Below are 14,825 nucleotides of genomic sequence, written 5' to 3' on the forward strand. Positions count from 1 at the left end.
ATGCAGGGCGATGCGACGGAACTGGCGGCAGCGATCAGGCATGGCAGCCTGAGTGCTGCAGAAGCCTTGCAGATCTCCCTCGAGGCCGCCGCACGGCATGAGTCGCTCGGCGCGATCGCCTATCTCGATGCCGCCATGGGTTTCGCCGCGGCGCACGCCTGCGATCGGGAGCGGCAGAGCGCGCCCGGCGATTTTGCCGCCCGGCCCTTTCCCGGCGTGCCGACCTTGGCGAAAGATCTTGGCGGCCCCTTTGCCGGGTTGCCGGTGACGGCTGGTTCTCGCCTCTTCGAACGAAAGGGCGGCGAAGCCGATTCCGATCTTGCTTCTCGGTTCCGCGATGCTGGCTTCTGCCTGTTCGGCTTGACGACGAGCCCGGAATTCGGCCTTTCGCTCGCCAGCGAACCGGCAATCGGGCCTGTCTGCCGCAATCCGCTCGATCCGGCCCGCACCGCCGGCGGCTCCTCCGGCGGCGCTGCGGCGGCGGTTGCGGCCGGGATCGTCGCGATCGCCCATGCCACCGACGCCGGCGGCTCGATCCGTGTGCCGGCCGCCTGTTGCGGCCTCGTCGGACTGAAGCCGACCCGCGGCGCCATTCCGGGCGGACCATCCTTCGGCAACCACCTCGCCGGCATCGCCAGCGAACTCGCGGTCTGCCGCTCGGTGCGGGATACGGCACTGATTTTCAGCCGGTTGACCGGTCATGCGCGCGGCCCTGTTGCGGATCCCTCCCCTGTCGATACCGGCGCTGGCCGTTTGCGGATCGGCTTGCTGACCGATACTGGGTCGGCCTACCCGACCGAGGGCGATCGGCTCACAGCCGTCGAGGCGGCGGTGCGCGTGCTCGAGAACGATGGACATGTCGTCGTCCCGCTCGCCTGGACCGACTTCGAATGGAGCGTCATCGCCAGCAGCCGCGCCTTCGCCGATATCGTTTCCGTCAACCTCGCGGCGCTCATCGAGGCGGCAGTGCTCGATGAAAGCAGGGCCGAGCCTCTCACGCAGGCTTTCGCGGCGCGCGGGCGGGCACTGTCGGCCATTATGCTCTGGAACACCCTGAGCGACGCCGTCCTGGTGAGCCATCGTCTCTGGTCACTGTTCGACAGGGTCGATTGCATCCTGATGCCGATGCTCGCCGCCGCGCCCCTTGCGATCGGCTCCTTTCCGTCCGATCATGCCGACACGGAACTGCATCTCGAACGAATGGCGGCATTCGCGCCGCTTGCCTGCCTGGCCAATATTTCGGGTTTTCCTGCTTTGACGCTCCCTTTCGGACAGGATCAACAGGCTATGCCGCTGCCGCTGCAGCTCTTGGCGCCTATGGGCCACGAGCCACGCCTTCTGTCGCTTGCCGCACGCCTGGAGGCCGAGGGGCGATGGCAGCACCGGTTTCCGGTGGCGGGATTGTTGTCATGACCCGGTCTGTTCTCGAGATTGTCGGCGTCAGCAAACGCTTCGGCGCCAATCTCGCCAATGACGATATTTCCATGACCCTCGCCAAGGGCGAGATCGTGGCCCTGCTCGGCGAGAACGGTGCCGGCAAGACCACGCTGATGAGTATCCTTTTCGGCCATTACGTGCCGGATGCCGGCCGAATTCTGATCGACGGCGCCGAGCTGCCGCAGGGAAAGCCGCGCGCGGCAATCCGCGCCGGCGTCGGCATGGTGCACCAGCATTTCTCGCTCGCCCCCAATCTGACGGTCCTTGAAAATGTCATGACCGGCACGGAGGGACTATGGTCCTGGCGTTCGGCAACGTCAGCGGCGCGCAAGAAGCTCCTGGCCATTTCCGAGCGCTTCGGCCTCACGGTTGATCCCGACGCTCGCCTTGGCGATCTGTCGGTCGGTGAGCAGCAGCGAGTGGAAATCCTCAAGGCGCTCTACAACGACGCCCGCATCCTCATCCTCGACGAGCCGACGGCGGTGCTGACCAACATCGAGGCCGAGCGGCTGTTCACGACGCTGAAGGAAATGGCCCGCCAGGGCCTGTCGTTGATCTTTATCTCGCACAAGCTCGATGAGGTCATGGCTGCGGCCGACCGCATCGTCGTCTTACGCGGCGGCAAGATGGTCGCCGAACGCAGGGCAGCGGAAACCAGCAAGGCGGAACTCGCCGAACTGATGGTCGGGCGGCGCGTCACACGGCCCGTGCGCGAGCCGTCGACACCCGGGGCCATTGCCCTCGAAGCGGACGGCGTGACGGTGCGCACCGGCGGCGTCGATCGGCTGAAATCGGTCAGCTTTCGGCTGCATCAGGGCGAGATCCTCGGCATCATCGGCGTTTCGGGCAATGGCCAGGCGGCGTTGGCGCGCCTTCTGTCCGGCACGCTGGCGCGCAGCGGCGGCGACCTCAGGCTGTTCGGGGAAGCGGTCGGTCATCTCGGCGTCGCCGATGTCGTCGAAGCCGGCATTGGCCGCATTCCCGAGGACCGCAACCATGAGGGCGTGATCGGCGAAATGGCCATCTGGGAAAATGCGGTGCTGGAGCGCATCGCTTCGCCCACCTTCTCGCGCCGCGGGCTCGTCAACCGCAAGGCCGGCATGGCCTTTGCCCGCGAGATCATCGACGGCTTCGACGTTCGCGGCGGCGGCCCGGCAACCCGCGCGCGGCTGCTGTCCGGCGGCAATATGCAAAAGCTCATTCTCGGGCGCAGTCTATATCGGCGGCCGCGCATCCTGATCGCGGCGCAGCCTGCGCGCGGCCTCGATGAAGGTGCGGTTGCCGCCGTGCATGCGCGCCTGCTGGAAGCTCGTCGGCAGGGGACTGCGGTGCTGCTGATCTCGGAGGATCTTGACGAGGTGATTGCGCTTGCAGACCGCATACAGGCGATCGTCGGCGGCCGGCTGTCGCCGCCCGTCGACGCCGATGGCGCCGACGCCCGCAGGCTGGGGCTGATGATGGCCGGCGAATGGCAAGAGACCCGCGAGGCCGATCATGCGATTTGAGCGCCGCGAGCACCGCCCGCTTTACCTGCTGATCGCCACCCCCGTCATCGCCATCATCGCGGCGCTGGCGCTGGCGGGCATCTTGATCTCGATCGCCGGCGCACCTGTTGTCGACGCCTATTGGCGCATTCTGACCGGCGCCTTCGGTTCGCGGCTTTCGGCGACCGAAACGCTGACACGGGCAACGCCGCTGATGCTGACCGGGCTTGCTGCCGCCGTCGCCTTCCGGGCGCGGCTCTGGAATATTGGCGCCGAGGGCCAGTTCTATCTCGGCGCCATTGCCGTTGCGGCAGCAAGTTCGAAACTGCTGGGCAATCTTCCCGCGCCCATCCTCGTCCCGCTCCTGCTGCTGATCGGCGCCATCGCCGGCATGGTGCTGATCCTGGTTCCGCTATGGCTCAGGCTGCGCTTTTCCGTCGATGAGGTCGTCACCAGCCTGCTCATCAACTTCATCGCCGTGCTTTTCGTGTCGATGCTGATCGACGGGGTTCTCAAGGATCCGCTCGCTTTCGGCTGGCCGCAGTCGCAATCCGTCAGCGATCACGCCATGCTGCCGAAGCTGATCGCCCGCTCGCGCCTGCATATCGGCTTTGCGATCGCCATCGTTCTTGCCGTCGTCGTCCATTTCGTTCAGTCCCGTACGGTGTTCGGCATGCAGTCCCGCGCTGCGGGCCTCAATCCCGCCGGCGCGGTCTTCGCAGGTGTGCCCCTCGGCAGAACGCTGGTGAAGGTCGCCTGCCTCTCGGGCGGGCTTGCGGGGCTTGCAGGCGCGATCGAGGTGATGGGCGTCAAGGGTTACGTGACGACCGATCTGTCGCCCGGTTTCGGCTACGCCGGCATCGTGGTGGCGATGCTTGCCAATCTCAATCCGCTCGGTGTCGTCTTCGCCGCCATTTTCACGGCCACCATGTTCGTGGGCGCCGACGGCATGAGCCGGGGTCTCGGCATCCCGACCTATATCGCCGATGTCACAGTGGCGCTGTCGCTGCTGACGATGCTGATCGCGTTGTTCTTCACCCAGTACAGGATCCGGCGATGATGCAGCTGTTCGATATCATCGCCTCCGCCGGCCTCTGGGCGGCAATCCTGCGGATCGCCACGCCGCTGATTTTCGGCACGCTCGGCGCCCTGCTCTGTGAACGGGCGGGTGTGCTCAATCTCGGCATCGAAGGCATCATGACCTTCGGCGCGATGATCGGCTGGCTTTCCGTCTATCATGGCGCCGATCTCTGGACCGGCCTGCTGATTGCTGCGATCGCCGGCGGCGTCTTCGGTCTGCTGCATGCGGGGCTGACGGTGACGCTCGGCCTCTCGCAGCATGTCTCCGGTCTCGGCGTCACGCTCTTTGCATCGAGCTTCAGTTATTATGTCTTCCGGCTGATCGTGCCGCTTGCCAATACGCCGCCGACCATCGTGCCGTTCCAGCCGATCGCCATTCCCGGCCTCTCGACGCTGCCTTTCATCGGCCCGGCCTTCTTCACGCAGACCGCGCCGACCTATCTTGCGATCCTGATCGCCCTGTTGATGGCCTACATCATCTTCCGCACGCCCATGGGGCTTGCGATCCGCATGACCGGCGAAAACCCGCATGCTGCGGAAGCCCAGGGCGTCAATCCGATGAAGGTGCGTTACGGCGCGGTCATCGCCGGCAGCGCGCTGATGGGAATGGGCGGCGCCTTCCTGACCTTGTCGGCGTTCAACAGCTTCTTCCCGACCATGGTGCAGGGGCGCGGATGGATCTGCATCGCGCTCGTCGTCTTCGCCTCCTGGCGGCCGGGCCGGGCGCTTTTCGGCGCCCTGCTCTTCGCGTTCTTCGATGCCTTTCAGCTTCGGCTGCAAACCGTGCTGAGCGGGCTTGTGCCCTATCAGCTCTTCCTGATGACGCCCTATATTCTCTCCATCGCCGCGCTTGCCGTCATGGCCCGCCGCGCCCGCGTTCCGCAGGCGCTGATGCAGCCCTACCGCCGCGGCGAGCGCTGAGACCGTCCACATCCAACGAGGCTCCGATGTTCGATCTGATCGTCAGAAACGCAAATCTCCCCGATGGCCGCACCGGCATCGATATCGGCATCGAGGGCGGCAGGATCTTTGCCGTCGAGCCCAATCTCCAGGCGCAGGCTGGCGAAGAAATCGATGCAACCGGCAGGCTGATCAGCCCGCCTTTCGTCGATCCGCATTTTCATATGGACGCCACCCTGTCGCTCGGCCTGCCGCGCATGAACGTCTCCGGCACGCTGCTCGAAGGCATCGCACTTTGGGGCGAGCTGCGCCCCATCGTGACGAGGGAAGAACTGGTCGATCGCGCGCTGCGCTATTGCGATCTGGCGGTGACGCAAGGCCTGCTTTTCATCCGCAGCCATGTCGATACCAGCGATCCCAGGCTGGTGACGGTCGAGGCGATGATCGAGGTCCGCGAGAGGGTCGCGCCCTATATCGACCTGCAATTGGTCGCCTTCCCGCAAGACGGCTATTACCGCTCGCCGGGCGCGATCGACGCGCTCAACCGTGCTCTCGACATGGGCGTCGACATCGTCGGCGGCATTCCGCACTTCGAACGGACGATGGGCGAAGGGACGGCCTCGGTCGAGGCGCTCTGCCGTATCGCCGCCGATCGCGGCCTGCCGGTCGACATGCATTGCGACGAAACCGACGATCCGCTCTCGCGCCATATCGAGACGCTGGCCGCGCAAACCATCCGCTTCGGACTGCAGGGACGTGTCGCTGGCTCGCATCTGACCTCGATGCATTCGATGGACAATTATTATGTTTCCAAGCTCATCCCGCTGATGGCAGAGGCTAAGATCAACGTCATCCCCAATCCGCTGATCAACATCATGCTGCAAGGCCGGCACGATACCTATCCGAAACGCCGCGGCATGACCCGCGTGAGGGAGTTGATGGATGCCGGGCTCAACGTTTCCTTCGGGCATGATTGCGTCATGGACCCGTGGTATTCGATGGGATCAGGCGACATGCTGGAGGTCGGCCATATGGCGATCCATGTCGCGCAGATGGCCGGCATCGAAGACAAGAAGAAGATCTTCGATGCCCTGACGGTCAACTCGGCAAAGACGATGGGCCTTTCAGGTTACGGCCTGGAGAAGGGATGCAACGCCGACCTCGTCATCCTCCAGGCGCGCGATACGCTGGAAGCGCTGCGGCTGAAGCCGAACCGACTGGCCGTGATCCGCCGCGGCAAGGTTATCGTCCGCTCGGCGCCGCGCATCGGCGAGCTTTTCCTGGACGGGCGTCCGGCCCGGATCGATGGTGGTCTGGATTACGCGCCGCGCTATTGAGACGCGACGACGCCTGCGCGCTATCTCGTCGCGCGGCGGGCTGTGATGATCCAGGCGCGGGAGTCGAAAAACACACCCTCCGGCGCCATATGCGCCGCCAGCAAATCGCGCAGACGCTGCAGCGGTTTGCCGGGCGGCTCATCGGTGCGTGCGAGCGCGTCCTTCACAAGATAAAGGCCGGCGAGCGCCTCGGACGCCGCATCGACGTCCGGTCCATAGAAGACCGGCTCTCGCACGTCGGCAAAATCGATCGACGTAAAACCTGCGGTACTCAAAAGGTCCTTCGCAATGGGAGGATTGCCAAGCGAAAACGGATTGGGACCACCTGCCGAAACCGTAGTTGCGGGCGCCAGGGCCTGCCGGATGGCGCCAGACCACTCGTTATGCTCCCGGCTTTGCCACACCATCCACACAAGGCGGGCGCCCGGACGCATCGCCCTGCCGATATTGGCAAATGCCGCCGCCGGATCGGCAAAAAACATCACGCCGAACCGGCTGATGCAGAGGTCGAAGCCGGCAGCCGGAAAGGCATGGAATTGCGCGTCTGCCTGCTCGAATACCACATTTCGCAAACCTTCCGCAGCACTCCGTCGCCTTGCGACTTCGAGCATCTCGGCTGATGTATCCACTCCGACCGCTTTTCCTTGCGGCGCGGCGCGGGCGGCCTCGCGCGTCGTCTGTCCCGCGCCGCAGCCGATATCGAGCACCAGGTCACCGGGGGCAACGCCGGCAGCAATACGCAGGTGCCGATTGTGTCTCGCCAATTCCGCGTCGTAAAAGTCGGCACGATCCAACGCCATAACACTCACTTTGCTTTGTTCGGGGATCAATCTTCAGTCTGATGGGGTTTCGCGTGCCAAAACAGATTGCATATGAGGATCAGTTATGCAAGATGAAGACTGGTTGCGAATTGCAATCGGAAAGATGGGTATGGAAATGACCGGGTCAACTCTCGTCGCCGAAAAGATCGTCGCATTCGAAAATGTGCAACTGCACACCCAGGCCTTGGGCGATCCGGCCCACCCGCCCGTATTGTTGATCATGGGGGTGATGTCTTCGATGCTGTGGTGGCCGGAAAGGTTCTGCGAGGAACTCGCCGCACAAGGGCGCTACGTGATCCGCTACGACCAGCGCGACACCGGCCTTTCCACGTGTTATCCGCCGGGCGAGCCGGACTATTCGTTTAGCGATCTGGCCGACGACGCCATCGCCGTTCTCGACGGTTATGGAATTGAGGCCGCGCATCTGGTGGGCATGTCGATGGGCGGTTTCGTGGCGCAAGAGGCCGCATTGCGCCACCGCCGGCGCGTGCGGACACTTACCGTGATCAGCTCGTCGCCGGTCGGAGTCGACGGCCTGCCTTCTTCGACCAAAGCTTACAAGGAACATTCCGCCGCTGCCGAAAGTCTCGACTGGTCGGATCTTGGGACCATCGCCGATTTCCTGCGCCGCGATTCGGTCATGCTGGCCGGCACCAGGCATCCGCACGATGCCGAGGCGGCAACCGCCCTCATCGCACGCGACATGAGCCGCGCCGCGTCCTTTGTCAGCGCGATCAACCATTTCATGCTGTTGAGCGAGGATGGCGCCGCCACGTTGCATGCGTCCGGTATCGATGTGCCGGTTCTCGTAATTCACGGGACGTCGGATCCGCTCTTCCCGATCGAACACGGAGAGGCCTTCACCCGTGTCGCGCCGAGCGCTGAGCTGCACCGGCTTGTTGGTGGCGGGCACGAAATTCACGATCGGGACATCGACGAAATGGTGCGTATCATTGCCGATCGCACCGGGTTCTGACCCGCCGAGCGGCTGGACGCGCCATGCATGCCGGCATTGTTTCCGGCATGCATGCGCCAATTGCGTCAGGCAATCTTCTGGCGGGCCGGCAGCTTCCAGCCGGGCCGGATGAAGTGGCAGGTGTAGCCGTTCGGAATCCGTTCCAGATAATCCTGATGCTCTGGCTCGGCCTCCCAGAAATCGCTCACCGGCACGACCTCAGTGACGACCTTGCCGGGCCACAAGCCGGACGCGTCGACATCGGCGATCGTATCGCGGGCGACACGCTCCTGCTCCGGGCTGGTGTAGAAGATCGCCGAGCGATAGCTCGTGCCGACGTCGTTGCCCTGGCGGTTGCGCGTGCTCGGATCATGGATCTGGAAGAAGAATTCGAGGATTTCGCGATAGCTGATCCGGGCGGGGTCGAAGATGATCTCGATCGCCTCGGCATGGGTGCCGTGGTTGCGGTAGGTGGCATTCGGCACATCGCCGCCGGTATAGCCGACGCGGGTCGAAATAACGCCATTATAGCGGCGGATGAGGTCCTGCATGCCCCAGAAGCAGCCGCCGGCGAGCACTGCACGTTCTTCGGTCATTGGGTGTCTCCTTGTTTCCCGACAGATAGTGTCTCCCGCCGCCGATTTCCATAAGGTGGAAATCAGCACAGCTGTGCAATTTCCCTCCGGATAGCTCCCTCCTGTCATGTCGATGTTACGCGCCGGCGCTAGCAAGACCTAGGACAATCTGCGGAGACAGAGCCGCGACACCTGATGGAGATGGGTTATGAACAGGCGTGAATTTCTGATCGCATCGTCGGCTGCGGCCGGTCTTCTGGCTCTTCCGCGTTTCGCATCGGCAGCGGCCGGCACGATCGACCTTTACAGCGGTTCGGATGCCAACATCGTCGATCTCTGGAACAACATCATCCGCCCCGCCTTCGAAAAGGCCCATCCCGGCGTCGCCCTGAAGGTGACCGACGCTGGCGACAATAACGGCCTGCGCGCCATCGCCGACCGTGCACTCGCAGCGCTGAAGACGAAGACCGATCCGCAGGCCGATCTCTTCGAGCAGTTCGATCCGCGTCTGCCGTCCGGCGGCATCGATGCCGGCCTCTGGGTCAAACTCTCGGCCGAGAACATCGAAGGCTATGACCGGATCAACCCGCTCGCCTTCGACACCCCCTACTCGCTTCCCTATCGCGGTTCGCAGGTGCTGCTCGCCTACGACACGACCAAGCTTGATCCAAAGAATGCGCCGAAGAGCTGGGAGCAGCTCACCACCTGGATCAAGGCCAATCCGGGCCAGTTCATTTACAACCGCCCGGACAAGGGCGGTTCGGGCGGCAACTTCGTCCGCCGCGCGATCCATGAAGCCAACGGCCGCGATCCGAACAAGTTCAAGGTCGACAATTTCACCACCGACCTTGCCAACCAGGCCCTGACACCGGCCTGGAAGATACTCAGCGATCTCGCCCCCTCGCTCTACGACAAGGGGGCCTATACATCGGGCAATACGCAGTCGATCCAGCTGCTTGCACAGGGCGTTGTCACTATGGTGCCGGTCTGGTCGGATCAGGTGCTGCAGGCGATCGCCCAGGGCGTGCTGCCGGATACGACCGGTTTGGTGCAGCTTGGCGATCTCGCCCTTTGCGGCGGGTTCTCGAGGATTACTGTGTTTTCGAACGGCGCCAACAAGGATGCGGCGTTAAAGCTTGCCGCCTTCATGTTGACCAAGGAAATGCAGGAGGCAATTATTACTGAGATCGGTGGTTTCCCCGGAATCTCCTGGGATCATATCTCGGACGATCTGCGCAAGAAATATGCCGACGTCATCCCGTCCACCATTCCGACATTTCCGAGCGGCGATTGGGAAACGGCGATCAACGACGGCTGGTACCGCAACGTCGCTCCGAACATCAGCCGCACTTGATGTCCGCCGATACTGCGCCGGCGGCTTCGGGTCGTCACCAGACTATCAACAGGGGGAGCGCGATCGGGCTCCTCCTCGTTGCCCTGCCGGTCATTCTGCTCGCATGGTTGATCATCTTTCCGATCTTTTCAGCGGTCGTCGGCACTGTTTTCATCAGGGAGCCTGACGGCGCGACCGAGCTCTCCCTCGCCTCCTACCGCTTCTTCTTCACCGACGGCTACAGCCTCGGCAATCTCTGGCTGACTCTCTGGACCACCGCTGTGTGCGGTATCCTGCTGCTGGCGATCGGCCTGCCGATCGCGCTTTACCTTCGCTTCTCGCAGGGGCGCCTTGCAGCCTTCGTGCAGGGCCTGGCAATCTTCCCGATGTTCGTGCCGTCGATCATCCTGGCCTACGCGCTGATCAGGACCATCGGGCCGAACGGCACCATCGACCTGCTGCTGAATTCCGTCGGTCTGCCGAAGCTGCGCACCCCCTATCTGACACCATGGGGACCGGTCATCGGCCTCGTCTGGGACAATCTTCCGCTGACGGTGCTGATGCTGACGGCGGGGCTCTCCTCGGTTTCGAGCAGCGCCATCGAGGCCGCCCGCGATGTCGGCGCGAGGCCGCTTCGGGTCTTCATCTCGATCATCCTGCCGCGCATGGGCAATTCGCTGCTGGTGACTGCTTCCTTCGCCGTGCTCGGCATCTTTTCCGCCTTCACCCTTCCCTACGTGCTCGGCCCGGCATCGCCGGAGATGATGGGGCCGTTCATGCAGCGCACCTTCGCCGATATGAACGATCCGTTGAACGCCATGACGCAGGCCGTCATCACCTTCGGCTTCTGCCTGGTCTTCGGCATCTTCTATGTCCGCTCGATCGCCCGCACCCGCGAGACCAGCCGATGAGCGCAGGCAGATCGGGCATCAACCTTCGCGTCGACTGGATTGGCCTGCTTTTCGCAGCTCTGCTGACGCTGTTCATCGCGCTGCCGCTTCTCGTTGTGGGAACATGGGCCTTCACCGAAGTATGGCGCTACCCTTCGGTGATCCCGCAGCAATTCGGCCTACGCTTCTGGGGCCAGACGCTGGCGCGTTCCGATGTCTGGGAAGCCCTTCTGCTCAGCCTTCGATTGACGACGACGGTCACCGTTCTGTCCGCCGTCATCTGCCTTCCCGCGGCTTATGCCTTTGCGCGCATGCGGTTTCCCGGCCGGAACATCCTCTTCCTCTCGTTCCTCGCCTCACATGCCTTTCCGAAATTCGGCCTGCTCGTCGCCATTGCCGGCATCTTCCTGCAGCTCGGCCTGATCAGCACTTTCTGGGGCGTCGTGTTGATTCAGCTCGTCGGCACGCTGATGCTGATGATCTGGATTCCGGTCGCCGCTTTCCAGAATGTCGATCGGCGCATGGAGGAAGCGGCGCGCGATGCCGGTGCTACGCCGCTGCGCGTCTTCTGGTCGATCACGCTGCCGCAGGCCGCGCCGACCATATCCGCTGCGCTGCTTCTGACCTTCGTCGGCACCTTCTACGAGACCGAAGGGGCCTGGCTGATCGGCGCGCCCGAAATCCGCACAATGCCCGTGCTGATGATCAGCTTCATCAACAATCAGATCGTCGTGCAGTACGGCGCCGTGCTCTCCGTCATGCTGTGGGTGCCGTCCTTCATCGCGCTGATGTTTGCGCGGCGCGTTGTCGGCACCGGCGCCTTTGCGAGAGGTTTTGGCGCGTAAAGCGTCACGCACCAATTCAGGGAAAGGTTTGAGTATGGCACATGTGGCGATCGAGGGCGTTTCGAAGCTGTTCGGGGCCACCTTTGCCGTTCGCGATTTTTCGCTTGAAGTGGGCGACGGGGAGCTCGTCTGTCTGCTCGGCCCATCCGGTTCCGGCAAATCGACACTGTTGCGGATGATCGGCGGCTTCGAGCGACCAAGCGGCGGAACGATCCGCATCGATGCCAAGGACGTGACGAACCTTCCGCCCGAGCGGCGTCCGACCGGCATGGTGTTCCAGAGCCATGCGCTCTGGACGCATATGGATGTCTTCAACAACATCGCCTTCGGCCTGAAGCTGCGCCGGCTGCCGAAATCCGAAATCCGTGAGCGGGTCGAAAACGCTTTGGCGCTGGTCGGCCTTGCTGACTACGGACGGCGGATGACGACGCAGCTATCGGGCGGGCAGCAGCAGCGCGTCGCACTTGCCCGCTCGCTGGTGCTCGAACCGAAGATCCTGTTGCTCGATGAGCCCTTTGCCAGCCTCGACCAGCACTTACGCGAAAAATTGCGGGAGGAGGTGCGCGATATCCAGCAGCGTCTCGGTATCACCACGCTCTTCGTCACGCACGGCCAGGACGAGGCCTTGGCGCTTGCCGACCGCATCGTCGTTATGCGTGACGGCCGCACCGAGCAGATCGCGCCGCCGAGCACCATCTACCGGCAGCCGCAAACGGCCTTCGTCGCCGGCTTCATCGGCTCGATGAATTTCGTCGAGAGCCGCATCAGAAACGGCGTTTGCCAACATCCGCTCTTCCCGCTCGTCGTTCCCGTCGGAGACGGGCCGGTGACGCTCGCCACCCGTCCCGAAGCGCTGACGATCCGTCCTTCGGACCGGGCGGATGCCGCGACAGTTCATCGCATCGTCGATTTCGGCACTCACAAGATGGTCGACGTGGATCTTGCCGACGGCGTCAGGCTGAAGGCGATGATGGCGCCGGACGACCGGCTTCAGGCCGGAATGAAGGTCGAGCCGAGTTTCGCAAGCTTTTACGCCTTCCGCGACAACGCCCTCGTGCATCAGTCGATGCCGTCAAAGAGCGATGTCGAGGCCGGGCGACTGCTGCCGGTCTGACGCCGTCACCCCTGATTTGAGAAGCCTTCCTTGAGCCAGGGATGCAGCGCCTTGCTGGCCGCGAGGATATCGCCGCGCCCGTCGACTTCAGCGCCGGAAAACCGCGTGACGATGCCGCCGGCCTCTTCGACCATCAGCGCCGAAGCGCCGAAATCATGGATCGAGAGCCCATCCTCGAAAAAGCCGTCCAGCCGGCCGCAAGCGACATAGGCGATCGACAGCGCCGCCGAGCCCAGGCGGCGCACGCCCGCCGTGTTGGCCATCAGGCGTTTGATGGCATCGAAATAGGTCTCCTCCGCAACCGCCTTCACCTGGCCGGGAATGGGCAGCCCGGCGCCGATCAGCACGTTTTCGATGTCGGCGACATCGGCGCAGCGGATGCGCTCGCCATTGAGATAGGCGCCGCCGCCGATCTCGGCGCTGAACAGTTCATCGAGCATGGCATCGTAGACGACACCGGCGACCAGTCGGCCGCCTTCGGCAATTGAAATCGTCATACCGAAATGCGGAACGCCCCAGGCGTAATTGGTCGTGCCGTCGATCGGGTCGATGTAGATAATCGGGGTCTCCGGCCCAGCCGTGCGGTTACCGACGGCCTCCTCGCCCTGGATGGCATATTCAGGGAAAGCCTTGGCCATCTCATCGACGATGATACGCTCGATGGCGACATCGATTTCAGTCTGATAATCGCGCGGCGCCTTGGCCAGTATTTCCCCGGATGTCCGCCGCCGCAGGGAAGCCCGGGCCGTCTCGCCCGCCTTCAACACCGTTTCGGCAAGCACGATGAGGCGGGGCGACGCGTTCGGGGAAAGGCGCGCTGAAGTCGGGGAGGATGCCATGAAAAAAATCCGGATGCTGTAGATATGAACGAAGTGAATCGTGCGGAGCCACTCCCTTCGCAGAGACCGATGATGGTTTTATGAAGCTGCCCGCGCCCGACAGGTCTTATATCAGGCGCTCGGTCGATGCGTCAAAAAGATGGACCTGGGCCGGATCGACCGAAAGTCCGATCATCTCTCCTGGTCTGACCTTGTCGCGCCGCGTCTCGACGATCGTCAGTTCCGGCTGCGTCGCCGCGACGATGAAGGTCGAGGAGCCCGTGGATTCGACGAAGGCGATCGGCACGTCGAAGCTGCCCTGCCCGGGCGCGACAACCTCGATATGCTCCGGCCGGATGCCGGCGACGAGCTTGCGTCCAGGTTCGATTGCGCGTGCCAGTGCAAGCTTCTGTTTTACCGCGCCGAAATCCAATACCAGGCTCTTGCCGTCTTCGGCGGCGATCGCTGGAATGAAATTCATCGCCGGAGAACCGATGAACCCGGCGACGAACCGGTTCGCCGGCCGGTCGTAAAGGTCAAGCGGCGCGCCCTGCTGTTCGATGATGCCGTCGCGCATCACCACGACATGGTCGGCCATCGTCATCGCTTCGACCTGGTCATGCGTGACGTAGACGAAGGTGGCGTTCAGCCGGTCATGCAACGCCCGGATTTCCTTGCGCATCGAGACACGCAACGCGGCATCAAGGTTGGAAAGCGGCTCGTCGAACAGGAAGGCTTGGGGGTTGCGGATAATTGCGCGGCCCATGGCGACGCGCTGTCGTTGGCCCCCGGAAAGCTGGCGCGGATAACGGTCGAGCAGTCTGGAAAGGCCCGTGATGGCAGCGACCTCCTCGGCTTTCTGTTTTGCCTCAGCCTTGGGGACGCGGTGCATCTTCAGCGAGTAGGTCAGGTTCTGTTCCACCGTCATATGCGGATAGAGGGCGTAACTCTGAAAAACCATGGCGATATCGCGTGCTCGCGGCGGCACGTCGTTCATCACCTTGCCGGCAATCTTCAGCGTGCCGCCGGTAATTTTTTCCAGCCCGGCAAGCGAACGGAGCAACGTCGACTTGCCGCATCCTGACGGACCGACCAGCGCCACGAATGTGCCCTTGGGAATTGATAGGTTGACGTTCTTAAGCGCGTGAAAGGCGCCGTAGTGCTTCTCGACGCCCGAGAGTTCGATTTGGATGTCCTGGCTCATACCGAAAACCTTGCAGGTCCCCAACCGGGACC

Annotated in this window: 14 protein-coding genes; 10 read left to right on the forward strand and 4 right to left on the reverse strand. The window is 63.3% G+C overall.

Annotation, left to right across the window (positions count from 1 at the left end):
- The 5 genes from NL154_RS31465 to NL154_RS31485 are packed head-to-tail and all read left to right on the forward strand — an operon-like array spanning position 1 to position 6,238.
- Positions 1-1,413 (forward strand): amidase, encoded by a 1,413-nt coding sequence (locus tag NL154_RS31465; protein WP_210633581.1) that lies wholly within the window; start codon positions 1-3, stop codon positions 1,411-1,413.
- Positions 1,410-2,942 carry an ABC transporter ATP-binding protein gene (locus NL154_RS31470; protein ID WP_434734652.1) on the forward strand — a complete coding sequence of 511 codons (1,533 nt, stop codon included), beginning with the start codon at positions 1,410-1,412 and terminating at the stop codon, positions 2,940-2,942. The genes NL154_RS31465 and NL154_RS31470 overlap by 4 nt, the downstream gene beginning before the upstream one ends.
- Positions 2,932-3,981 carry an ABC transporter permease gene (locus tag NL154_RS31475; RefSeq protein WP_434734653.1) on the forward strand — a complete coding sequence of 350 codons (1,050 nt, stop codon included), beginning with the start codon at positions 2,932-2,934 and terminating at the stop codon, positions 3,979-3,981. Before NL154_RS31470 ends, NL154_RS31475 begins: the two co-directional genes overlap by 11 nt.
- Positions 3,978-4,922 (forward strand): ABC transporter permease, encoded by a 945-nt coding sequence (locus NL154_RS31480; protein WP_221147516.1) that lies wholly within the window; start codon positions 3,978-3,980, stop codon positions 4,920-4,922. The genes NL154_RS31475 and NL154_RS31480 overlap by 4 nt, the downstream gene beginning before the upstream one ends.
- 26 nt (positions 4,923-4,948) lie before the next feature.
- Positions 4,949-6,238, forward strand: a complete 1,290-nt coding sequence (locus NL154_RS31485; protein WP_210633585.1) for an amidohydrolase family protein — start codon at positions 4,949-4,951, stop codon at positions 6,236-6,238.
- A gap of 20 nt (positions 6,239-6,258) precedes the next feature.
- On the opposite strand, the gene NL154_RS31490 is transcribed toward NL154_RS31485, so the two are convergent.
- Complete coding sequence (locus NL154_RS31490; protein ID WP_210633586.1) at positions 6,259-7,038, reverse strand: class I SAM-dependent methyltransferase; 780 nt, start codon at positions 7,036-7,038, stop codon at positions 6,259-6,261.
- A 241-nt stretch (positions 7,039-7,279) separates the two neighbouring features.
- Here NL154_RS31490 and NL154_RS31495 point away from each other — a divergent pair, with 241 nt between their 5' ends.
- Positions 7,280-8,035, forward strand: a complete 756-nt coding sequence (locus tag NL154_RS31495; RefSeq protein ID WP_434734706.1) for an alpha/beta fold hydrolase — start codon at positions 7,280-7,282, stop codon at positions 8,033-8,035.
- 65 nt (positions 8,036-8,100) lie between these two features.
- Here the strand turns inward: NL154_RS31495 and msrA are convergent, their stop codons facing one another.
- Complete coding sequence (gene msrA / locus NL154_RS31500; protein WP_210633589.1) at positions 8,101-8,610, reverse strand: peptide-methionine (S)-S-oxide reductase MsrA; 510 nt, start codon at positions 8,608-8,610, stop codon at positions 8,101-8,103.
- Between the two features lie 187 nt (positions 8,611-8,797).
- Between msrA and NL154_RS31505 the strand changes: the two genes are divergently transcribed.
- From NL154_RS31505 to NL154_RS31520, 4 genes are read left to right on the forward strand one after another with little or no spacing between them, the layout of a single operon-like run.
- Positions 8,798-9,943 carry an extracellular solute-binding protein gene (locus tag NL154_RS31505; protein ID WP_434734654.1) on the forward strand — a complete coding sequence of 382 codons (1,146 nt, stop codon included), beginning with the start codon at positions 8,798-8,800 and terminating at the stop codon, positions 9,941-9,943.
- On the forward strand, positions 9,943-10,833 hold the full coding sequence (locus NL154_RS31510) for an ABC transporter permease (RefSeq protein WP_434734655.1): 891 nt from the start codon (positions 9,943-9,945) through the stop codon (positions 10,831-10,833). Before NL154_RS31505 ends, NL154_RS31510 begins: the two co-directional genes overlap by 1 nt.
- Complete coding sequence (locus NL154_RS31515) at positions 10,830-11,657, forward strand: ABC transporter permease (protein WP_434734656.1); 828 nt, start codon at positions 10,830-10,832, stop codon at positions 11,655-11,657. Before NL154_RS31510 ends, NL154_RS31515 begins: the two co-directional genes overlap by 4 nt.
- A 34-nt stretch (positions 11,658-11,691) precedes the next feature.
- Positions 11,692-12,771: an ABC transporter ATP-binding protein gene (locus tag NL154_RS31520; protein WP_434734707.1), complete on the forward strand. Its 1,080-nt coding sequence runs from the start codon at positions 11,692-11,694 to the stop codon at positions 12,769-12,771.
- A 5-nt stretch (positions 12,772-12,776) separates the two neighbouring features.
- On the opposite strand, the gene NL154_RS31525 is transcribed toward NL154_RS31520, so the two are convergent.
- Together NL154_RS31525 and NL154_RS31530 are read right to left on the reverse strand one after the other, a co-directional pair.
- Positions 12,777-13,610 (reverse strand): inositol monophosphatase family protein, encoded by an 834-nt coding sequence (locus NL154_RS31525; protein ID WP_434734657.1) that lies wholly within the window; start codon positions 13,608-13,610, stop codon positions 12,777-12,779.
- 106 nt (positions 13,611-13,716) lie between these two features.
- Positions 13,717-14,793, reverse strand: a complete 1,077-nt coding sequence (locus NL154_RS31530; protein ID WP_221147519.1) for an ABC transporter ATP-binding protein — start codon at positions 14,791-14,793, stop codon at positions 13,717-13,719.
- Between the last annotated feature and the right edge of the window lie 32 nt (positions 14,794-14,825).

Source organism: Rhizobium sp. YTUHZ044 (assembly GCF_051123975.1).
GTDB lineage: Bacteria > Pseudomonadota > Alphaproteobacteria > Rhizobiales > Rhizobiaceae > Rhizobium.